We start from the raw sequence: 18,085 nt of genomic DNA, 5'->3' as shown, positions 1-18,085 counted from the left end.
ACGGCCATGGCCACCACCTCGCAGACCCGGCACACCGCCTGGCAGCCACCGGAAACCGCCCTCTCGGTCCGCCAGGTGCTGACCCTGGAGCGGGTGCTCGCCGGGGAACCCGAGGTGGTGGCCGGGGCCGGGGGCCTCGACCGGCCGGTGCGCTGGGTGCACGTCGCCGAGGCCGCCGACGTCGGCGTGATGCTCACCGGCGGCGAGATGGTGCTCACCACCGGCGTGCTCCTCGCCGGTGACACCGCCAAGCAGACCGAGTACATCCAGTCCCTGCACCGCGCGGAGGCCGCCGCCGTGGTGCTGGGACTCGGGCGGGCCTTCCCCGCGCCGCCCGAGGTGATGCGCCGGGCCGCCGAGCGCTGCGGACTGCCCCTGGTCGTGTTGCACCGGCCCTTTCCCTTCGCCGAGCTGACCGAGGAGGTCCAGTCCCGGCTGGTACGGCGGAAGTTCGCCGCCGTCAGCCTGTCGGAGGCGGTGCGCACCGCCCTCACCGCCCTGATCACGGCCGGGGCACCGCTGCAGCGGCTGCTGGACGAGGTCGCCCAGCACAGCGGCTGCCCGGTCGTCGTCACCAACCTCGCCCACCGGGTCCTCGCCACGGCGGGGGAGCGGTCCGCGGTCGACGACGTGCTGCGCGACTGGGAGCGGATCGCCCGGCAGGCCGGCGGCAGCGCCGGCGACGGCTGGATCCGGGCCGAGCTGGGCGGGCGCGGGGAGCGCTGGGGCCGGCTGCTGCTGTGCGGCTACCGGGGCGACGCGGCCACCGGGGGCCTGCTCGCCGACCGGGCCGCCGAGGCCCTCGTCCTGCACCGCATGCTCGGCGGCGGCTCCGCGCACAGCTGGGAGGAGCAGTCCGCGCAGGGACTGCTGACCGACCTCGTCTCCGGGGTCGTACCGGCCCGGCAGCTGCTGCCGCGGGCCCGGGCGGCCGGACTGCCGGTCAACCGGCGGACCTTCGTCCCGCTCGTCGTGCCCGGCGTGGACGCCGGCCGGCTCGACCGGCTGCTGCGGGTGCTCGGGCTGCCCGGGCTGGTCGCCGAGCTGGCCGAGGGGGCCACCGCCGTGCTGCTCAGCCTCGCCCGGGACCAGCGGGCCGACGCGCTCACCGAGCACTTCGCGGCCCGGCTGCGCACCGAGACCGAGGGGCCCGCCACCGTGGTCGCCGCCGCGGACCCGCGCACCGTCTGGGACGACGTGCCCGCCGGGCTGCGCGAGGCCCGGCACGTCGCCGACGCCGTCGCCGACTCCGCGGCCGCCCTCGACCTGCCGGCCGTCGTCCGCCTCCGGGACGTCCATCTGCGCGGCCTGATCCGGCTGCTGCGCGACGACCCCCAGGTGCAGTCCTTCGCCGAGCGGGAGCTGAACGGGCTGCTGTGCGAGTCCGATCCGGAGCTGCTGAACGTCCTGCGGACGTATCTGGCCACCGGCCGCAACAAGTCCCGCACCGCCCAGCTCCACCATGTCTCCCGGCCCGCGCTCTACCGCCGCCTGGAGGCCATACAGGGCCGCCTCGGCGTCGACCTGGACGATTTCGAACAGGCGGCCTCCGTGCACATCGCGCTCCTCGCGCACGACGCGCAACAACGATGAAACCTGTGACGACCTGCGAAAACGACGGTGAAACATGGGCCGACGAACACGTGACACGGTGGCACGCCGACCGCCCGCAGACGTGACACGCTGCCAGTCGAACCGGCCCTCCGGGCTTCCTAGGCTCACCGCACACCGAGCTACCGGAGGTCCCGATGAGCCGAGTGATCCGTGCCGCCCTCTTCCAGACGGCCTGGACCGGCGACAAGGAGTCCATGATCCAGGTCCACGAGCAGGCGGCCCGCGACGCGGCCGCGCAGGGCGCCCAAGTCCTCTGCTTCCAGGAGCTGTTCTACGGCCCCTACTTCTGCCAGGTCCAGGACAAGGCGTTCTACGAGTACGCCGAACGGATCCCCGAGGGCCCGACCGTCCACCGCTTCCAGTCCCTCGCCCGCGAGCTGGGCATCGTCCTGGTGCTGCCGATGTACGAGGAGGAGCAGCCCGGGGTCCTCTACAACACCGCCGCCGTGATCGACGCGGACGGCTCCTACCTCGGCAAGTACCGCAAGACCCACATCCCCCAGGTCCAGGGGTTCTGGGAGAAGTTCTACTTCCGGCCGGGCAACAGCGGCTGGCCCGTGTTCGACACGGCCGTCGGGAAGATCGGCGTGTACATCTGCTACGACCGCCACTTCCCCGAGGGCTGGCGGGCGCTCGGCCTCGCGGGCGCCGAGATCGTCTTCAACCCCTCGGCCACCTCCCGCGGACTGTCCCGCTACCTGTGGCAGCTGGAGCAGCCGGCGGCGGCCGTCGCCAACGAGTACTTCGTCGGCGCGATCAACCGGGTCGGCGTGGAGGACCTGGGCGACAACGACTTCTACGGCACCACCTACTTCGTGGACCCCGAGGCCCAGTTCGTCGGCGAGGTGGCGAGCGACAAGGAGACCGAACTCGTCGTCCGCGACCTCGACCTGGCGAAACTCCGCGAGGTCCGCGACCGCTGGCAGTTCTACCGCGACCGCGCGCCGGGGGCGTACGAGCCGCTGACCGCGCCCTGACCGCACCGTCCGTCCTGGGAGGAGAGGGACCATGAGCAGCCGTACCGTCATCCGCGGTGGTCTCGTCATCACCGCGTCCGACGAGATCCACGCCGACGTCCTGATCGAGGACGGCCGCATCGCCGCCCTCGCCGCCGCGGGCACCCCCGCCGCAGGGGCGTTCACCGCCGACAGGGTCATCGACGCCACCGGGAAGTACGTCATCCCGGGCGGCGTCGACGGGCACACCCACATGGAGATGCCGTTCGGCGGCACCACCGCCGCCGACACCTTCGAGACCGGCACCCGCGCGGCCGCCTGGGGCGGTACGACCACGATCGTGGACTTCGCGATCCAGAGCGTCGGCAGCACCCTGCGCGAGGGCCTGGACGCCTGGCACGCCAAGGCCGAGGGCAACTGCGCCATCGACTACGCCTTCCACATGATCGTCTCCGATGTGAACCAGGAGACGCTCAAGGAGATGGACCTCCTGGTGGAGGAGGGGGTGACCTCGTTCAAGCAGTTCATGGCCTATCCGGGCGTCTTCTACTCGGACGACGGCCAGATCCTGCGGGCCATGCAGCGCGCCGCCGAGAACGGCGGGCTGATCATGATGCACGCCGAGAACGGCATCGCCATCGACGTCCTGGTGGAGCAGGCGCTCGCCCGGGGCGAGACCGACCCGCGCTTCCACGGCGAGGTCCGCAAGGCCCTGCTGGAGGCCGAGGCCACCCACCGCGCCATCCGGCTCGCCCAGGTCGCCGGCGCCCCGCTCTACGTCGTGCACGTCTCGGCCACGCAGGCGGTGGCCGAGCTGACCCGCGCCCGGGACGAGGGCCTGAACGTCTTCGGCGAGACCTGCCCGCAGTACCTGTTCCTGTCCACCGACAACCTCGCCGAGCCGGATTTCGAGGGCGCCAAGTACGTGTGCAGCACCCCGCTCAGGCCGAAGGACCACCAGGCGGCGCTGTGGCGGGGCCTGCGCACCAACGACCTCCAGGTGGTCTCCACCGACCACTGCCCGTTCTGCTTCTCCGGCCAGAAGGAGCTGGGCCGCGGCGACTTCTCCAAGATCCCCAACGGGCTGCCGGGCGTGGAGAACCGCATGGACCTGCTCCACCAGGCCGTCGTCGACGGGCACATCTCCCGCCGCCGCTGGATCGAGATCGCCTGCGCCACCCCGGCCCGGATGTTCGGCCTGTACCCGAAGAAGGGCACCATCGCCCCGGGCGCCGACGCCGACGTCGTGATCTACGACCCGCACGCCGAACAGGTCATGTCGGCGAGGACGCACCACATGAACGTCGACTACTCGGCGTACGAGGGCAAGCGGGTCACCGGCCGGGTCGAGACGGTCCTGTCCCGCGGCGAACTCGTCATCGACCAGCGGGAGTACGCCGGACGTGCCGGCCACGGCGTCTTCACCCCGCGCTCCACCTGTCAGTACCTCAACTAGGAGTGGCGCCATGGACTTCGGACTCGTCCTGCAGACCGATCCGCCGGCCTCCCGCGTCGTCAGCCTGATGAAACGGGCCGAGCGCAACGGCTTCTCGTACGGCTGGACCTTCGACTCCGCCGTGCTCTGGCAGGAGCCGTTCGTGATCTACAGCCAGATCCTGGCGAACACCACCAGGCTGAAGGTCGGCCCGATGGTCACCAACCCCGGCACCCGCACCTGGGAGGTCACCGCCTCCACCTTCGCCACCCTCAACGACATGTTCGGCAACCGCACGGTCTGCGGCATCGGCCGCGGCGACTCCGCGATGCGGGTCGCCGGCCGCAGCCCCAACACCCTGGCCCGGATCAGCGAGGCCATGAAGGTCATCCGGGCGCTCGCCCGCGGCGAGTCCGCCGACCTCGGCGGGGGCACGGTCGTGAAGTTCCCGTGGATCCGGCCGGGCGCCGAACTCCCCGTGTGGATGGCCGCGTACGGGCCCAAGGCGCTGAAGATGACCGGCGAGGAGGCCGACGGGTTCATCCTCCAGCTGGCCGACCTGTACCTCACCGAGTACATGGTGAAGGCGGTCAGGGACGCGGCCGCGGCCGCCGGACGCGACCCCGCCGAGGTCACCGTCTGCGTGGCGGCGCCCGCGTACGTCACCGCCGACGACTCGCCCGAGGCCCTCGCCCACGCCCGCGAGCAGTGCCGCTGGTTCGGCGGCATGGTCGGCAACCACGTGGCCGACCTGGTCTCCAAGTACGGCGAGCACTCCTCGCAGGTCCCCGAGGAACTCACCGACTACATCAGGGCACGGGAGGGCTACGACTACTCCCACCACGGGCGCAGCGGCAACCCGGACACCCGGTTCGTGCCCGACGAGATCGTCGACCGGTTCTGCCTCGTCGGACCGGCCGAGAAGCACATCGAGAAGCTGAACGCGCTCCGCGCGCTGGGCGTCGACCAGTTCGCGGTGTACGACATGCACGACGCGCAGGAGGCCACCATCGACGCCTACGGCACGCAGGTGATCCCGGCCGTCAACGCCTGACCCTTCCCCTTCCCCTTCCCCGTCCTCCGTCCCCCGTTCACCGTCCTCCCGCCCCTCCCAACCCCCCTCACCTCTGGTCACCCCTCCCCGTCCTCGTGGGGAGGGGCTGGTGACCGCACGGCCTCTCCCGACCCACCTCACCTGATTGGCCTGCCCATGACCGACACCGCTCCCACGGCCATACCCCCGTCCGCCCAGGTCACCCTCGCCGACGGCCGGGTGGAGATCGCCCCCGGTTCGCCGCAGCCCAGCGGCCCCTACGCCAACGAGGACCTGCTGCCGGTCCCGGTCGGCAAGCGCACGTGGACCACGTACAACTTCTCCGCGCTGTGGGTCGGCATGGCACACAACACGGCCTCCTGGACGCTGGCCTCCGGCCTGATCGCCGTCGGCATGGACTGGAAACAGGCGGTGTTCACCATCGCCCTCGCCAACCTGATCGTCCTGGTCCCGATGCTGCTCACCGGGCACGCGGGACCCAAGTACGGCATCCCCTTCCCGGTCTTCGCCCGCGCCTCCTTCGGCGTGCGCGGCGCCAACCTGCCCGCCGTCGTCAGGGCGTTGGTGGCGTGCGGCTGGTTCGGCATCCAGACCTGGATCGGCGGCGAGGCCATCTACTTCCTCGCCGGGAAACTGATCGGCGACAGCTGGTCGAACGCCTCGCACATCGGCGGCTACGCCTGGACCATGTGGCTGTCGTTCGCGATCTTCTGGGTGCTCCAGGTCGCCATCATCTACCGGGGCATGGACACCATCCGCCGCTTCGAGAACTGGGCCGCGCCTTTCGTGCTCGTCGGCGCGTTCGTGATGCTGTGGTGGATGAGCAGCAAGGCCGGCGGGGTCGGCCCGCTGTTCGACCAGCCGTCCAGGCTGGGCTGGGGCGGGCAGTTCTGGAAGCTGTTCTGGCCGTCCCTCATGGGCATGATCGGCTTCTGGTCCACCCTGTCGCTGAACATCCCGGACTTCACCCGCTACGGCAGGAGCCAGAAGGCGCAGACCCGCGGCCAGGCCCTCGGCCTGCCGACCACGATGACCCTGTTCGCGTTCCTGTCGGTGCTGGTCACCTCGGGCTCGCAGGCGGTCTACGGCAAGCCGGTCTGGGACCCGGTACAGCTGGCGGCGAAGACGGACAACGTGGTGGGTCTGATCTACGCCCTCGTCACGGTCCTGGTGGCCACCCTCTCGGTGAACATCGCGGCCAACCTGGTCTCCCCGGCCTTCGACTTCTCCAACGTGGCGCCCCGGAAGGTGAGTTTCCGCACCGGAGCGCTCATCACCGCCGTCCTCGCGGTCCTCATCTTCCCCTGGAAGCTGTACTCCGACCCGCAGGGCTACATCTTCACCTGGCTCGGCCTGGTCGGCGGTCTGCTCGGCACCGTCGCGGGCATCCTCATCGCCGACTACTGGCTCCTGCGCCGCACCCGCCTCGACCTCGCCGACCTGTACCGCACCGGCGGCCGCTACTGGTACTCGGGCGGCTGGAACTGGCGGGCGGTCGCCGCGTTCCTCGTGGGCGGCGTCCTCGCGATCGGCGGCGCCAGCTTCAAGCCCCTGATCGACGGGCGTCCCATCCCCGCCCTGTCCTCCCTGGCCGACTACGGCTGGGCCGTGGGCCTCGGAACGTCCCTGGTGCTGTACCTGGCGCTGACGCTGCTGACCGGGCGGAAGGAGGGCGAGCCGGCGCCTGCCGCCGGGTGACCGGCCGCGTCACGGGGGAGCCGCGGCGCCGTCGCGTTCCCGGTCCGAGGCCGGCCAGACACAGGGCAGGCCGGCCGGGACGCCCGGGAACGCGTCGGCGTAGGTATCCGGGTCCTTGCGGACGAGGGCGGACCGGTGGCTCAGGTGGAAGGCCTCGTCACCCAGCCAGGACGGCAGCTCCCCGGCGGCCGCGAGGTCCGGCTGAGCGCGCACCCGGGCACCACGACCGTCCGGCCGTCCAGAGCTCTCCTGGGCACCGGTCCGGCCCCGGCCGGACGACGGCGAACGGCCGCGGGCGCCTCCCCCTTGCTCCTCCGACCTGCCTTGCGTCACCGCCGAGTGCCCCGGCGGGTGGGTCCGAACCGTCAGCCCGACTGGCCGCCCTGCAGCGCGGACACCGCGTTCCGCGCCGCCTTGATGGCCCCCGTGTTGATCTCGTCCGTGCTCGGCGCCTTCTTCGTCTCGAAGTCGCTGCCGTTGTAGGTGACGACCACCAGGGCGTTGGAGACGCGGACCACCACCACGCCCTCGCGGGTCTGCTGCTTGTCCTCCGTGGTCAGGTTCACCACCGAGTAGGCGCTGTCGCCGAGCCCGGGGACGGCCCCGCCGCCGGTCTTCTCGGAGACGTTCTGCTGGTACTCCTGCTCCGCCTCCTGGTCCGAGCCGCTGATCTCGAAGGACACGTCCAGCCAGCGGTAGTCGTAGCCCTTGAGCGCGTTCCAGGAACAGGTGCGGCGCAGTTTGGTGTCCGTCGAGGGGATCTCCTTGCCCTGGGTGCTCGCCCCGGGCACGAGCGACTTGATGTTCGCGGCGGACACGCTGGTGCAGGGGGTGGGCGAGGCGGTGTACGCCTTCGCCGCCACGGTGGACGACGGGTCCGAGGACGACTGGGTGGGCGTCTTCCCGGGCGCCTGGTGCCCGGCGGCCGCGGGCGGTGCGGCGGGCCCGGACGTGAGGGCCCAGCCGGCGCAGGCGAGGACCGCGACCGGCGTCAGACGCGCGGTGAGGGCGAGCGGCAGAGGCAGAGAAAGCACGGCGCACTTCTCGTGGGGGAGGGTGCGGAGGGGGTCCGCATGGTGGACGGGGGACGACAGTCTCACACGACTGCCTGTGGGGCGGAAGGGCCACCGCGCTGCGTGCGCGGCCGGTCACCGCGGGGCACTCGCGGTGACCGGCTCCGCCCCTTATGCGCCTCCAGAAGGCGGCGGACGACCGCCTCGCCCGGTCATCCGCCGTGCTGTTCCAGCCAGCGGCGGGCGCCGACCTCGCTGGGGGATTCGCGGACCGCGAGGATGGCCGCCATCGCGCCGACGCACCACGCGACGATCGGGGGCAGGACCGGCGCCGCGAGCAGCAGCGGAATGAGGCCGGCCCGCGACCAGTACACCGCACGACGGGACTCCGCACGCCCTGCCGCACGGACCGCGCCGGGTGCCGGCGGGTCCGCCAGTTGCCCGCGCACCTTCCGGCGTTGGCTCACCCAGCCCCAGACGACCGTCACACACGAGGCGGCGATCTGTGCGCCGTCCCAGATCCGGCGCACGTCGGGCGGCAGATAGGTGCGGGGGGCACCCGAGTACAGCACGAGCGCGATGTAGCAGAGGAACGCCAGGACGGCCAGCAGGAACAGCGTGTTGACCGTACGGCGCAGCCAGTAGCGCGGACCGCGTGCGTACCAGGTCGTGCCGAGCCCCGGCAGCTCGGGGATCCGGACGGGTGCCGGGGAGGCCGCGGCCTCAGAAGATGCTCTTGATGCCATGCCACACATCGTCTTTCAGTCGTACGACGTCGCCGCCAGGTCGTCGACCTGGGTGAGCGCGTCCCGGTAGGCGCCCTTGGCGGGCAGGTCCTCGGGCTCCATGAAGTCGAGCAGGCGTGAACGTATCGGCGCCCCCACCTCTTCCCCGTGGTTCCGTGGCCGACATGGCCCGACCACCGTAGCCAGCGGGCAAGAGTGCAAATCCGGCCGTGCCAGGGTGAACGCCCGGACGTGCACGGAACCCATTACGACCGTTCGGCCGACGCGAGGGCATCCCTTGACCTGATGCTGAACCGCGCGTCCCGGGCGGCGGCTAGGGTACCCGCGCCGTCCACTGCGGAGAGGTGAACTTGGTCCGCGCCAGCTCCCGCGCGCGTGCCAGTTCCCCGTCCGTGACCTCGCCCCGCACCAGCCCGTACCGCGCGCGGAACGACTCGATCATCCGGTCGATGACGGCCTCACGGGCCAGCCCCGTCTGCCGCCGCAGCGGATCGACCCGCTTCTTCGCGCTTCCCGTCCCCTTGTCGGACAGCTTCTCCCGCCCGATGCGCAGCACCTCGACCATCTTGTCGGCGTCGATGTCGTACGACATCGTCACGTGGTGCAGCACCGCGCCCGGGCCCCCGTCCGGGCCGACCATCCGCTTCTGCGCCGCGCCCGCGATCTTGCCCTGGTCGGTGGCGATGTCGTTCAGCGGCTGGTACCAGGCGCGGATCCCCATGTCGCCGAGCGCGCCGAGCACCCAGTCGTCCAGGTAGGCGTAACTGTCCTGGAAGGACAGGCCGTGCACGAGGGACTCGGGGACCGACAGCGAGTAGGTGATGGTGTTGCCGGGCTCCACGAACATCGCGCCGCCGCCGGAGATCCGCCGCACCACCGCGATGCCGTGCCGGGCGGCGCCGTCCGGGTCCACCTCGTTGCGCAGCGACTGGAAGCTGCCGATGATCACCGCCGGGGCGCCCCACTCCCACACCCGCAGCGTCGGCGGCCGCCTGCCCGCGGCGACCTCGGCCGTCAGCACCTCGTCCAGCGCCATGTGCAGGGCCGGGGGCTGCGGCCTCTCGTGGATCAGCTGCCAGTCGTAGTCGGTCCAGTCGGTGGCGTGCGCGAGGGCGCGGCGCACCGCGATCCCGACGCCCTCCGAGGTCAGCCCGTACATCACGGTCCCCGGGGGCAGCGCCGCCTCGATCCGCGCGGCCAGTGCGGCCGCGTCGGTGTCCGCCGGGGCTCCCTCCAGCGCGCGGTTCACCGCGTCCAGCGCCTCGTCCGGCTCCAGGAAGAAGTCGCCCGCCACGCGCACGTGCCGCAGTGCGCCGTCCTCGGCCTCGACGTCCACCACCACGAGCTTTCCGCCGGGCACCTTGTACTCACCGTGCACTGTCAGGGCCTCCGTTCCCCCTGTGGAGATCAACGGCGCGGACCGGCACGGTGTTCCCCGGTTGCGATCACGTTCGTACGATCACCCGGACGACGTAACCGAGCCGAGGGAGCCCGCCCGTGTTCACCACCCGGCCCACGCTGCAGGGCACCTTCGGCATGGTGTCCTCCACCCACTGGCTGGCCTCCCAGTCGGCGATGGCGGTGCTGGAGGCCGGCGGCAACGCGTTCGACGCCGCCGTGACCGGCGCGTTCGTGCTGCACGTGGTGGAGCCGCACCTGAACGGGCCCGCGGGCGAGGTGCCGATCCTGCTGGCCCCCGCGGGCGGCGCGGTGCGTGTGCTGTGCGGGCAGGGCGTGGCCCCGGCGGGCGCCACCGTCGCGCACCACCGGGCCCTCGGCCTCGACCTCGTGCCCGGTACCGGGCCGCTCGCGGCCGCCGTGCCCGGCGCCTTCGACGCCTGGCTGCTGCTCCTGCGCGACCACGGCACCAAGTCCCTCGACGACGTCCTGAAGTACGCCATCGGCTACGCCGAGCACGGGCACGCGCCCGTGGAGAGGGTCGGCGCGACCGTGGAGAGCGTGCGGGAGCTGTTCGAGACGGAGTGGACGTCGTCGGCCCAGGTGTACCTGCCGGGCGGCAGGGCGCCCCGGGCGGGTGAGCTGCTGCGCAACCCCGCCCTCGCCGCCACCTGGCGGCGGCTGCTGGCCGAGACCGCGCGGGCGGGCGACCGGGAGGCCCGGATCGACGCCGCGCGCGAGGTGTGGCGCTCCGGCTTCATCGCCGAGGCCCTGGTACGGCAGTCCCGGCGGCCCACCCTGGACACCAGCGGCCGGCGGCACACCGGCACGCTCACCGAGGCCGACCTCGCGGGCTGGTCGGCGTCCTACGAGAACCCGGTGACGTACGACTGGAACGGCTGGACGGTGTGCAAGGCCGGCCCCTGGAGCCAGGGCCCCGCCCTGCTCCAGCAGCTGGCACTGCTCCCGCCGGAGCTGCCCGCCGAAGGCTCCGCCGAGTACCTGCACCTGCTGATCGAGGGCTGCAAGCTCGCCATGGCCGACCGGGAGGCCTGGTACGGGGACGCCGCCGACGTGCCGCTCGCGGAGCTGCTGTCGGACGCGTACAACGCCGGGCGGCGGGCCCTGGTCGAGGACAGGGCCTCCTACGAGCTGCGCCCCGGCAGCCCCGCCGGGCGGGCCCCGCGGCTGCCCGCGCAGGCCCGCGCGCGCGTGCGGAGCGGCGACGGGGGCTTCGACCCGATGGGCGCGGGCGAGCCGACCGTCGCCCGGTTGCCGGACGAGCCGCGGGTGGCCGCCGACGGCGGCACCCGGGGCGACACCTGTCACCTCGACGTGGTCGACCGCTGGGGGAACATGATCGCGGCCACGCCGAGCGGCGGCTGGCTGCAGTCCAACCCGGTCGTGCCCGAACTCGGCTTCCCGCTGGGCACGCGCCTGCAGATGGCCTGGCTGGAGGAGGGGCTGCCCAACTCCCTCACCCCGGGCCGCCGTCCCCGGACCACCCTCACCCCGTCCCTCGCGCTGCACGGCGGGGCGCCGGTCATGGCGTTCGGCACACCCGGCGGCGACCAGCAGGACCAGTGGCAGCTGCACTTCTTCCTGGCCGCCGCCGGGCGCGCCCCCGTCCGCGGCGGTCTCGACCTCCAGGGCGCCATCGACGCCCCGAACTGGCACAACGACAGCTTCCCCAGCTCCTTCCACCCGCGCGACCGCCGCCCCGGCAGCGTGACCGTGGAGTCCCGCGTCGACCCGGAGGCGGTCGAGGGGCTGCGCCGGCGCGGGCACGACGTCACCGTCGGTCCCGCCTGGTCCGAGGGCCGCCTGTGCGCGGTGGCCCGGGACCCGGAGACCGGTGTGGTCTCGGCGGCGGCGAACCCGCGCGGCATGCAGGGGTACGCCGTGGGCCGCTGACGTCCGCCCACGGTCGCGGCGTACCGGGCGGCCCCTGTTCTTCATGCCGATTCCACCCTGTGTGCACCGGACGGGCGGGGAATGTCAGCGCGGCATGCTCTTATGGACACATGATCGAACAGATGGAAACCATCGAGGAGTTTCTGACCCGTTGCGGCACCGACGTGGAGGAAGCGGTCCGCAAGGCGGCCGAGGCGGAGATCCTGCCCCGCTTCCGGTGTCTCGCCGAGCACGAGGTGGACCAGAAGAGCGGCCCCCACGACCTGGTGACGGACGCCGACCGGCTCGCCGAGCTCCGGCTCACCGAAGCGCTCGGCGCGCTGCTGCCCGGCTCCGTGGTGGTCGGCGAGGAGGCGGTGCACGCCGACCCGGCGACGTACGGGGCGCTCCAGGGCGACGCACCGGTCTGGATCGTCGACCCGGTCGACGGCACCCGCCAGTTCGTGCACGGTGACGACGGCTTCTGCACCCTGGTCGCGCTCGCCCACCGGGGCGTCGTCCTGGCCTCCTGGACCTACGCCGCGGCACGCGACCAGTTCGCCACCGCCGTCCGCGGCCGGGGCGCCCACCTCGACGGCGAGCGGCTGTTCGCGGGCCCGCCCGCACCCGGCCGGGACCTCGTCGTCGCCACCTCCCACCCCGACTACACCACCGACGAGCAGAAGCGCGCGCTGCACGCCCTGTGGACCGACGGTGTCGCCCCGCGCCCCTGCGGCTCCGCCGGCCTGGAGTATCTCGCCGTCGCCCGGGGCGAGTTGGACGCGGTCGCGTTCTCCTGGGAGGCGGCATGGGACCACGCGGCCGGTCTGCTGCTGGTCGAGGAGGCGGGCGGTGCGCACCTCACCCGCAGCGGTGAGCCGTTCCGGGTGACCGGGGGTAACGCACTGCCGTTCACCGCCGCCCGCGACGCCGCGACCGCCCGCCGGGTGGCCGGCCTGCTGCGGACGCCGTCCGCCTGACCCGGGAGCACGCGCCCCGGGGCGCGACGCACGCGGTCCGGACACCCGGGCCCGGGGAGTGTCGGTCCCCCGGCATATCCTGACCCGGAGTGGCCATCGGCTGACGAGGGGGTCCGAAGGTGCCGTCGATGCTCGATGCGGTCGTGGTGGGTGCGGGGCCGAACGGGCTGACCGCTGCCGTGGAGCTGGCCCGGCGCGGCTTCTCCGTGGCCCTGTTCGAGGCGAAGTCCACCGTGGGCGGCGGCGCGCGCACCGAGGAACTGACCCTGCCGGGCTTCCGGCACGACCCGTGCTCGGCCGCCCATCCCCTCGGCGTCAACTCACCCGCCTTCCGCGCCCTTCCGCTGCACCGCTACGGCCTGGAGTGGCTGCACGCCGAACTGCCCATGGCGCACCCGTTCCCGGACGGCACAGCGGCCGTGCTGGCGCGGTCGGTGGCGCGGACGGCGGCCTCCTTCGGACCGCGCGACGCGGGCGCCTACCGCCGGCTGGTCGAGCCGCTCCTCGCCCACTGGGACACGCTCGTACGGGACTTCATGTCCCTGCCGCTGACCGCGCTGCCGCGCGACCCCGTCACCCTGGCCCGCTTCGGCCTGGCCGGGCTGCCGCCGTCCACCTGGCTGATGCGCCGCTTCAAGGACGACCGGGCCAGGACCGTCTTCGCCGGCCTGGTCGCGCATGTCATGGCCCCGCTCGACGGGCTCGCGACCGGCGCCATCGGCCTGGTCTTCGCGCTGGCCGCGCACGCCCGCGGCTGGCCGGTGCCGCGCGGCGGCTCCCAGGCCGTCTCCGACGCCCTCGCCGCCTATCTGAAGGACCTCGGCGGCGCCGTGCACACGGACTACGAGGTCAAGCGGCTGGACGACCTGCCGCCCGCGCGCGCCTACGTCTTCGACACCTCGCCCACCGCGCTCGCCCGGATCGCCGGCTTCGGCGGGTACTACGACCGCTTCCGCTACGGCCCGAGCGTCTTCAAGATCGACTACGCGCTGGACGGCCCCGTGCCCTGGACCGCGCCCGAGGCGCGCGTCGCCGGCACCGTCCAGATCGGCGCGAGCCGGGCCGAGATCGGCACCGCCCTGCGCCAGGTCTCCCGCGAGGGACGCGCCCCCGACCGGCCCTTCATGATCACCGTGCAGCCCAGCCTGGTCGACCCCACCCGGGCCCCCGAGGGCAGCCACGTCTTCTGGGCGTACGGCCATGTGCCCAACGGCTGGTCCGGCGACCTCACCGACGCGATGGAACGCCAGCTGGAGCGCTTCGCCCCCGGCTTCCGCGACCGCGTGCTCGCCCGCGCGATCGCCGGCCCCGCCGAGATGGCCGCCCGCAACGCCAACTACGTCGGCGGCGACATCGCCTGCGGCGCGGCCTCCGGACTCCAGCTGCTGCTGCGCCCCAGACTGTCCCTGTTCCCGTACCACACCCCCCACCCAGCCGTGTTCATCTGCTCCTCGGCCACCCCGCCGGGCCCCGGTGTGCACGGCATGTCGGGGCACAACGCGGCCAGGGCCGTCTGGCGGAGACTGAGACAGACATGACCACCATCACCCTCGTCCAGGGCGACATCACCCGGCAGAGCGTCGACGCGATCGTCAACGCGGCCAACTCCTCCCTCCTCGGCGGCGGAGGGGTGGACGGCGCGATCCACCGCCGCGGCGGCCCCGCCATCCTGGAGGAGTGCCGCCGGCTGCGCGCCTCCCACTACGGCAAGGGCCTGCCCACCGGCCAGGCCGTCGCCACCACGGCCGGAGAACTCGACGCCCGCTGGGTGATCCACACGGTCGGCCCGGTCTTCAGCGAGCACGAGGACCGCTCGGACCTGCTCGCGTCCTGCTACCGCGAGTCCCTGCGGGTCGCCGACGAACTCGGCGCCCGCACGGTGGCGTTCCCGGCCGTCTCCACCGGCGTCTACCGCTGGCCCATGGAGGACGCCGCCAGGATCGCGCTGTTCACCGTCCGCGGTACGCCGACGGCCGTCGAGGAGGTCCGCTTCGTGCTCTTCGACGAGCGGGCCCACGAGGTGTTCGCCCGTCAGGCGGGTTGATCCGGAGGGCTTTTCGGGCGGTCTGCGGTCGCTTGCCCGGGCAACTGCCGGGCACGAATCCGGAATTGCCGATCGAGCAGCGCACAACAACGGCAATTCGCCCTGTGAGCAGCGCTGTTGGGGCTCATCTCGGGTGCAAAGGTTCCCTCAAGCGGGTGATAGCATCCCCGCGTCTGTGACCTTGGTCCCCTCGGCTCGGGCATCGCGGAAGACGAGGTCGATCCGTTCCAGCGGTGCCCCTCCGCCAGCGGCCGCAGGCTACACGCCAGGAAAGGTTTCCATGATTCAAGACGCACTTGTCTGGTGCCTGGTTGCCGTGGCGGCGATCGCCGTCGCCGTGGCCCTGGTCCTCAGTCGACGCACCAGGGCGATCGCGGCGAAGAAGGCCCAAACCGAGGCCGTCCTCACCCAGCGGCTGGGTGAGGCGGACGGTCAACTGGCCATTTTACGAGCTGAGTTGCACCAGCACCGGACCGAGCACGCCAAGACCATCCAGGAAGCCGAGGAGGCGGCGGAGGACAGCACCAAGGCCGTCCTCAAGGGCTCGGCGCGCTTCCTGCAGAGCCTCGCCGCGGAACAGCTGGCGCTGCTGGAGGAGATCCAGCGCAAGTACGGCGGCCACTCCGTGCTCGGCGACCTGCTCGAAGTCAGCCACGCCAACGCGCAGATGGCGCGCAAGGCGCAGGGCATCGCGGTCATGTGCGGCGCCCCGCTGGGCCGCCGCAGCATGGCCGCGAGCGTGTACGACGTGGTGCGCAGCGCGCAGGGGCAGATCCGCAACTTCCGCCGCGTGGAGATCATGCAGCAGACCGGCCTCGCGCTGAAGGCGTCGGCCGTCTCGCCCGTCGCGCTCGCCGTCGCCGAGCTGCTGGACAACGCTGCCAGCTTCTCCCAGCAGGGCTCGCCCATCGAAGTGACGTTCCAGCGGGTGCAGAAGAACCTGTGCATCGTCATCGACGACGCCGGCGTCGGCATGAACGACGAGGAGCGGCAGCGGGCGACCGCCCTGCTCTCCGGCGACTACCGCCCCCGGCTGTCGCAGCTGGGCAACCAGCCGAAGTTCGGCTTCCCGGTGATCGGCCTGCTGGCGCAGCAGTACGGGTTCCGGGTGGACGTGACCGGCGTGTCCCGCTACGGCGGTGTGCGCGCGGTCGTGCTCCTTCCGGAGGAGCTGTGGACCGAGGAGGAGACGGCCCCGGTGGAGGAAGTCCAGTCCGGCGCGGTGCGCGGCGCCGCCGCCCGGCCCGAGCCCGTGGCACGCACTGCGGGCGGCCTGCCGCGCCGCGGAGCGCGCCAGGTGCCCATCGCCAGCGTCCCCGACCAGGACGCCACCGGCGCGCCCGCCCCGGTGGCGGAGGAGGCCGGGCGTGCGGCCGGCCGCAGCCTGGGCGCCTTCCAGCGCGGCACGCTCTCGGGCCGCAACCTCGCCGCGGCACCGTCCGAAGGGTCGGATGAGGCATGACCACAGACCTGTCGTGGATGCTCGAGGACATCGTGGCCAACGTGCCGAAGGCACGCCACGCGGTCCTGCTGTCCGCGGACGGCCTGCCCCGCGGCGCGACCGAGGGCATGGCCCGGGGGGACGTGCGGACGATCTCCGCCGCCATGGCCGGCATGCAGTCGCTCAGCCGGGCGACGTCCCACTTCGCCGGTCCGGGCAAGGACAGGCAGTGGAACCAGACGATCATCGAGTTCTCGCACGGCTGGATCTTCCTGATCGGCGCCGGGCAGGGGGCCTACCTGGCGGCGGCCGCGGCGCCGGACGTCGACATGCAGCAGATCTCCTTCCGTATGCACCGGCTCGTCGCCCGGCTCGGCAACAACCTCACCTCGCCGCCCCGGGTGCACGCCGAGGACACCGCCGAGCACGCCGGGCGCGGCCGGGCCGGCGGGGCGGGCGGAGCGGGTCCCGGGGTCGCGCTCGCCGACCTCGACGAGGTGATCGGCAAGGTGCACGGCGCCCGGCACGCGGTGCTGCTCGGTGCCGACGGGCTGCCGCGCGGCGCGACCTCGGGCATGAGCCAGGACCTCGCGGACACCATCTCCGCGGCCATGACCGGCATCCACGCGTACAGCCGGGCCACCGCGCAGTTCGCCGGCGTGCAGCAGGACGCGGGCTGGCGGCAGACGGTCATCGAGTTCCAGCACGGCTGGATCTTCCTGATCGCGGCCGGCCGCGGTGCCTTCCTGGCCGCGGCGGCCCAGCACGACGCCGACATCGAGGAGTTCACGACCCGGCTGCACCAGGTCGTGCCGCAGCTGAGCGCGGAGCCGGCCCCGCGCGGGGAGGCGAGCCGCACGTGAGCGACGAGCCGGAAGAGGAATTTGAGCTGACCTCCGCGTTAGTCCCGCTCTTCGTGATCGCGAACGGGCGGTCCCTGCCCCCGGAACACGCCTACGAGCGAACGGCCCTGGTGTCCGCGAGCGAGCACGCCTCGGCCGCGGTGCGGACGCTGTCCCCGGAGGCCCGACAGGTTCTGGAACTGGTCATGGACGGCTTCCTGTCCGTGGCCGAGGTGGCCGCCCACACGCATCTGCCGCTGGGGGTCGTCCGGATTCTCCTGGCGCAGATGGAGGAGAGCGGTCTGATCGTCGCGCGGAAACCCGTTCCCCGCGCCGAACGTGTCGACCGAGAAGTGCTGAGCGCCGTGCTCGACGGCCTCAGAGCCCGATTCGGAGCGTGATTCGTGTACCTGGATTCAGGTGTCCGCACCGCCGTGAAGGTGCTCGTGGTGGGGCACTTCGGGGTCGGGAAGACCACGTGCATCGGAAGCATCTCCGAGATCGAGCCGCTGCGGACCGAGGAGGAGATCACCGAGGCCAGCGAGGGCTTCGACGACCTGTCGGGCACCCCCGACAAGACCACGACCACGGTCGCCATGGACTTCGGCCGCCTCACCATCAACGACGAGGTGGTGCTGTACCTCTTCGGCACGCCCGGTCAGGAACGCTTCAAGGAGATGTGGGAGGAGCTGTCCCGGGGCGCCCTCGGCGCGCTCGTCCTCGTCGACCCCGAGCGGCTGTCCGAGTCGTTCCCCGTCCTTGACCTGGTCGAGCGGTTCGGCCTGACGTACGCCATCGGCGTCAACCACTTCGACGGCACCCCCGGCTACCCGCTCGAGGAGGTGCGCGAGGCGCTGAACCTGTCCGCGGACACCCCCGTCGTCACCTGCGACGTACGCGACCAGCAGTCAGCGGCGCACGCCCTCATCACCCTCGTGCGACACCTTCTCACCCTCATCGACTAGGAGTCC

General features: G+C 72.5%; 17 protein-coding genes and 1 pseudogene. 13 read left to right on the top strand and 5 right to left on the bottom strand.

All coding sequences use genetic code 11. The features are described from left to right. Positions 1 to 6 precede the first annotated feature (6 nt). The 5 genes from ACZ7FF_RS32560 to ACZ7FF_RS32540 all read left to right on the top strand — a co-directional run bounded on the left by ACZ7FF_RS32560 (position 7) and on the right by ACZ7FF_RS32540 (position 6,757). On the top strand, positions 7 to 1,593 hold the full coding sequence (locus tag ACZ7FF_RS32560; protein WP_470816748.1) for a PucR family transcriptional regulator: 1,587 nt from the start codon (positions 7 to 9) through the stop codon (positions 1,591 to 1,593). A gap of 155 nt (positions 1,594 to 1,748) precedes the next feature. Further along, positions 1,749 to 2,591, top strand: a complete 843-nt coding sequence (locus tag ACZ7FF_RS32555; RefSeq protein ID WP_470816747.1) for a nitrilase-related carbon-nitrogen hydrolase — start codon at positions 1,749 to 1,751, stop codon at positions 2,589 to 2,591. Between the two features lie 31 nt (positions 2,592 to 2,622). After that, the gene (gene hydA, locus ACZ7FF_RS32550; RefSeq protein ID WP_470816746.1) at positions 2,623 to 4,026 is read left to right on the top strand and encodes a dihydropyrimidinase; all 1,404 of its coding nucleotides are present in this window, start codon (positions 2,623 to 2,625) and stop codon (positions 4,024 to 4,026) included. 10 nt (positions 4,027 to 4,036) lie between these two features. After that, a complete protein-coding gene (locus ACZ7FF_RS32545) occupies positions 4,037 to 5,059 on the top strand; it encodes a TIGR03842 family LLM class F420-dependent oxidoreductase (RefSeq protein WP_470816745.1) in 1,023 nt (340 codons plus the stop codon). 156 nt (positions 5,060 to 5,215) lie between these two features. Further along, a complete protein-coding gene (locus ACZ7FF_RS32540) occupies positions 5,216 to 6,757 on the top strand; it encodes an NCS1 family nucleobase:cation symporter-1 (protein ID WP_470816744.1) in 1,542 nt (513 codons plus the stop codon). Positions 6,758 to 6,766: 9 nt separating this feature from the next. Here ACZ7FF_RS32540 and ACZ7FF_RS32535 read toward each other — a convergent pair. The 5 genes and pseudogenes from ACZ7FF_RS32535 to ACZ7FF_RS32515 form a co-directional block, all read right to left on the bottom strand. Next, a pseudogene (locus tag ACZ7FF_RS32535) lies at positions 6,767 to 6,979 on the bottom strand (MSMEG_6728 family protein); the annotation flags it as partial. A 143-nt stretch (positions 6,980 to 7,122) separates the two neighbouring features. Further along, positions 7,123 to 7,791, bottom strand: a complete 669-nt coding sequence (locus ACZ7FF_RS32530) for a hypothetical protein (RefSeq protein WP_470816743.1) — start codon at positions 7,789 to 7,791, stop codon at positions 7,123 to 7,125. Between the two features lie 191 nt (positions 7,792 to 7,982). After that, positions 7,983 to 8,516, bottom strand: a complete 534-nt coding sequence (locus ACZ7FF_RS32525; protein WP_470816741.1) for a hypothetical protein — start codon at positions 8,514 to 8,516, stop codon at positions 7,983 to 7,985. Between the two features lie 15 nt (positions 8,517 to 8,531). Continuing rightward, positions 8,532 to 8,654, bottom strand: coding sequence for a hypothetical protein (locus ACZ7FF_RS32520; protein ID WP_470816739.1), 123 nt, complete (start codon positions 8,652 to 8,654; stop codon positions 8,532 to 8,534). Positions 8,655 to 8,829: 175 nt separating this feature from the next. Continuing rightward, complete coding sequence (locus ACZ7FF_RS32515) at positions 8,830 to 9,894, bottom strand: lipoate--protein ligase family protein (protein WP_470816738.1); 1,065 nt, start codon at positions 9,892 to 9,894, stop codon at positions 8,830 to 8,832. A gap of 119 nt (positions 9,895 to 10,013) precedes the next feature. Between ACZ7FF_RS32515 and ACZ7FF_RS32510 the strand changes: the two genes are divergently transcribed. The 8 genes from ACZ7FF_RS32510 (at position 10,014) to ACZ7FF_RS32475 (ending at position 18,079) form a co-directional block, all read left to right on the top strand. Then, positions 10,014 to 11,828 (top strand): gamma-glutamyltransferase family protein, encoded by a 1,815-nt coding sequence (locus tag ACZ7FF_RS32510; RefSeq protein WP_470816736.1) that lies wholly within the window; start codon positions 10,014 to 10,016, stop codon positions 11,826 to 11,828. A 110-nt stretch (positions 11,829 to 11,938) separates the two neighbouring features. Next, entirely contained in the window at positions 11,939 to 12,787 is an 849-nt protein-coding gene (locus ACZ7FF_RS32505) for an inositol monophosphatase family protein (protein WP_470816734.1), read from the top strand. 119 nt (positions 12,788 to 12,906) lie between these two features. Then, positions 12,907 to 14,325: a phytoene desaturase family protein gene (locus ACZ7FF_RS32500; protein WP_470816733.1), complete on the top strand. Its 1,419-nt coding sequence runs from the start codon at positions 12,907 to 12,909 to the stop codon at positions 14,323 to 14,325. Next, the gene (locus tag ACZ7FF_RS32495; RefSeq protein WP_470816731.1) at positions 14,322 to 14,831 is read left to right on the top strand and encodes an O-acetyl-ADP-ribose deacetylase; all 510 of its coding nucleotides are present in this window, start codon (positions 14,322 to 14,324) and stop codon (positions 14,829 to 14,831) included. The genes ACZ7FF_RS32500 and ACZ7FF_RS32495 overlap by 4 nt, the downstream gene beginning before the upstream one ends. Before the next feature lie 280 nt (positions 14,832 to 15,111). Next, positions 15,112 to 16,293 carry an ATP-binding protein gene (locus ACZ7FF_RS32490; RefSeq protein WP_470816729.1) on the top strand — a complete coding sequence of 394 codons (1,182 nt, stop codon included), beginning with the start codon at positions 15,112 to 15,114 and terminating at the stop codon, positions 16,291 to 16,293. Then, positions 16,290 to 17,135: a roadblock/LC7 domain-containing protein gene (locus ACZ7FF_RS32485; RefSeq protein ID WP_470816727.1), complete on the top strand. Its 846-nt coding sequence runs from the start codon at positions 16,290 to 16,292 to the stop codon at positions 17,133 to 17,135. Before ACZ7FF_RS32490 ends, ACZ7FF_RS32485 begins: the two co-directional genes overlap by 4 nt. Further along, positions 17,132 to 17,515 carry a DUF742 domain-containing protein gene (locus ACZ7FF_RS32480; RefSeq protein WP_470816726.1) on the top strand — a complete coding sequence of 128 codons (384 nt, stop codon included), beginning with the start codon at positions 17,132 to 17,134 and terminating at the stop codon, positions 17,513 to 17,515. Before ACZ7FF_RS32485 ends, ACZ7FF_RS32480 begins: the two co-directional genes overlap by 4 nt. Positions 17,516 to 17,518: 3 nt before the next feature. Further along, on the top strand, positions 17,519 to 18,079 hold the full coding sequence (locus ACZ7FF_RS32475; RefSeq protein ID WP_470816724.1) for a GTP-binding protein: 561 nt from the start codon (positions 17,519 to 17,521) through the stop codon (positions 18,077 to 18,079). The last annotated feature ends 6 nt before the right edge of the window (positions 18,080 to 18,085 follow it).

The organism is Streptomyces sp. NPDC037126, assembly GCF_055605965.1.
The sequence above is the reverse complement of the archived record's forward strand: the minus strand, read 5'-3'. Positions and strand labels throughout refer to the sequence as shown.

Bases quoted from the DNA above. Each gene is read 5' to 3' on its own strand.
- ACZ7FF_RS32560 (WP_470816748.1), top strand. From the start codon at position 7: ATGGCCACCACCTCGCAGACCCGGCACACCGCCTGGCAGCCACCGGAA.
- ACZ7FF_RS32555 (WP_470816747.1), top strand. From the start codon at position 1,749: ATGAGCCGAGTGATCCGTGCCGCCCTCTTCCAGACGGCCTGGACCGGC.
- hydA (WP_470816746.1), top strand. From the start codon at position 2,623: ATGAGCAGCCGTACCGTCATCCGCGGTGGTCTCGTCATCACCGCGTCC.
- ACZ7FF_RS32545 (WP_470816745.1), top strand. From the start codon at position 4,037: ATGGACTTCGGACTCGTCCTGCAGACCGATCCGCCGGCCTCCCGCGTC.
- ACZ7FF_RS32540 (WP_470816744.1), top strand. From the start codon at position 5,216: ATGACCGACACCGCTCCCACGGCCATACCCCCGTCCGCCCAGGTCACC.
- ACZ7FF_RS32525 (WP_470816741.1), bottom strand. From the start codon at position 8,516: ATGGCATCAAGAGCATCTTCTGAGGCCGCGGCCTCCCCGGCACCCGTC.
- ACZ7FF_RS32505 (WP_470816734.1), top strand. From the start codon at position 11,939: ATGATCGAACAGATGGAAACCATCGAGGAGTTTCTGACCCGTTGCGGC.
- ACZ7FF_RS32495 (WP_470816731.1), top strand. From the start codon at position 14,322: ATGACCACCATCACCCTCGTCCAGGGCGACATCACCCGGCAGAGCGTC.
- ACZ7FF_RS32490 (WP_470816729.1), top strand. From the start codon at position 15,112: ATGATTCAAGACGCACTTGTCTGGTGCCTGGTTGCCGTGGCGGCGATC.
- ACZ7FF_RS32485 (WP_470816727.1), top strand. From the start codon at position 16,290: ATGACCACAGACCTGTCGTGGATGCTCGAGGACATCGTGGCCAACGTG.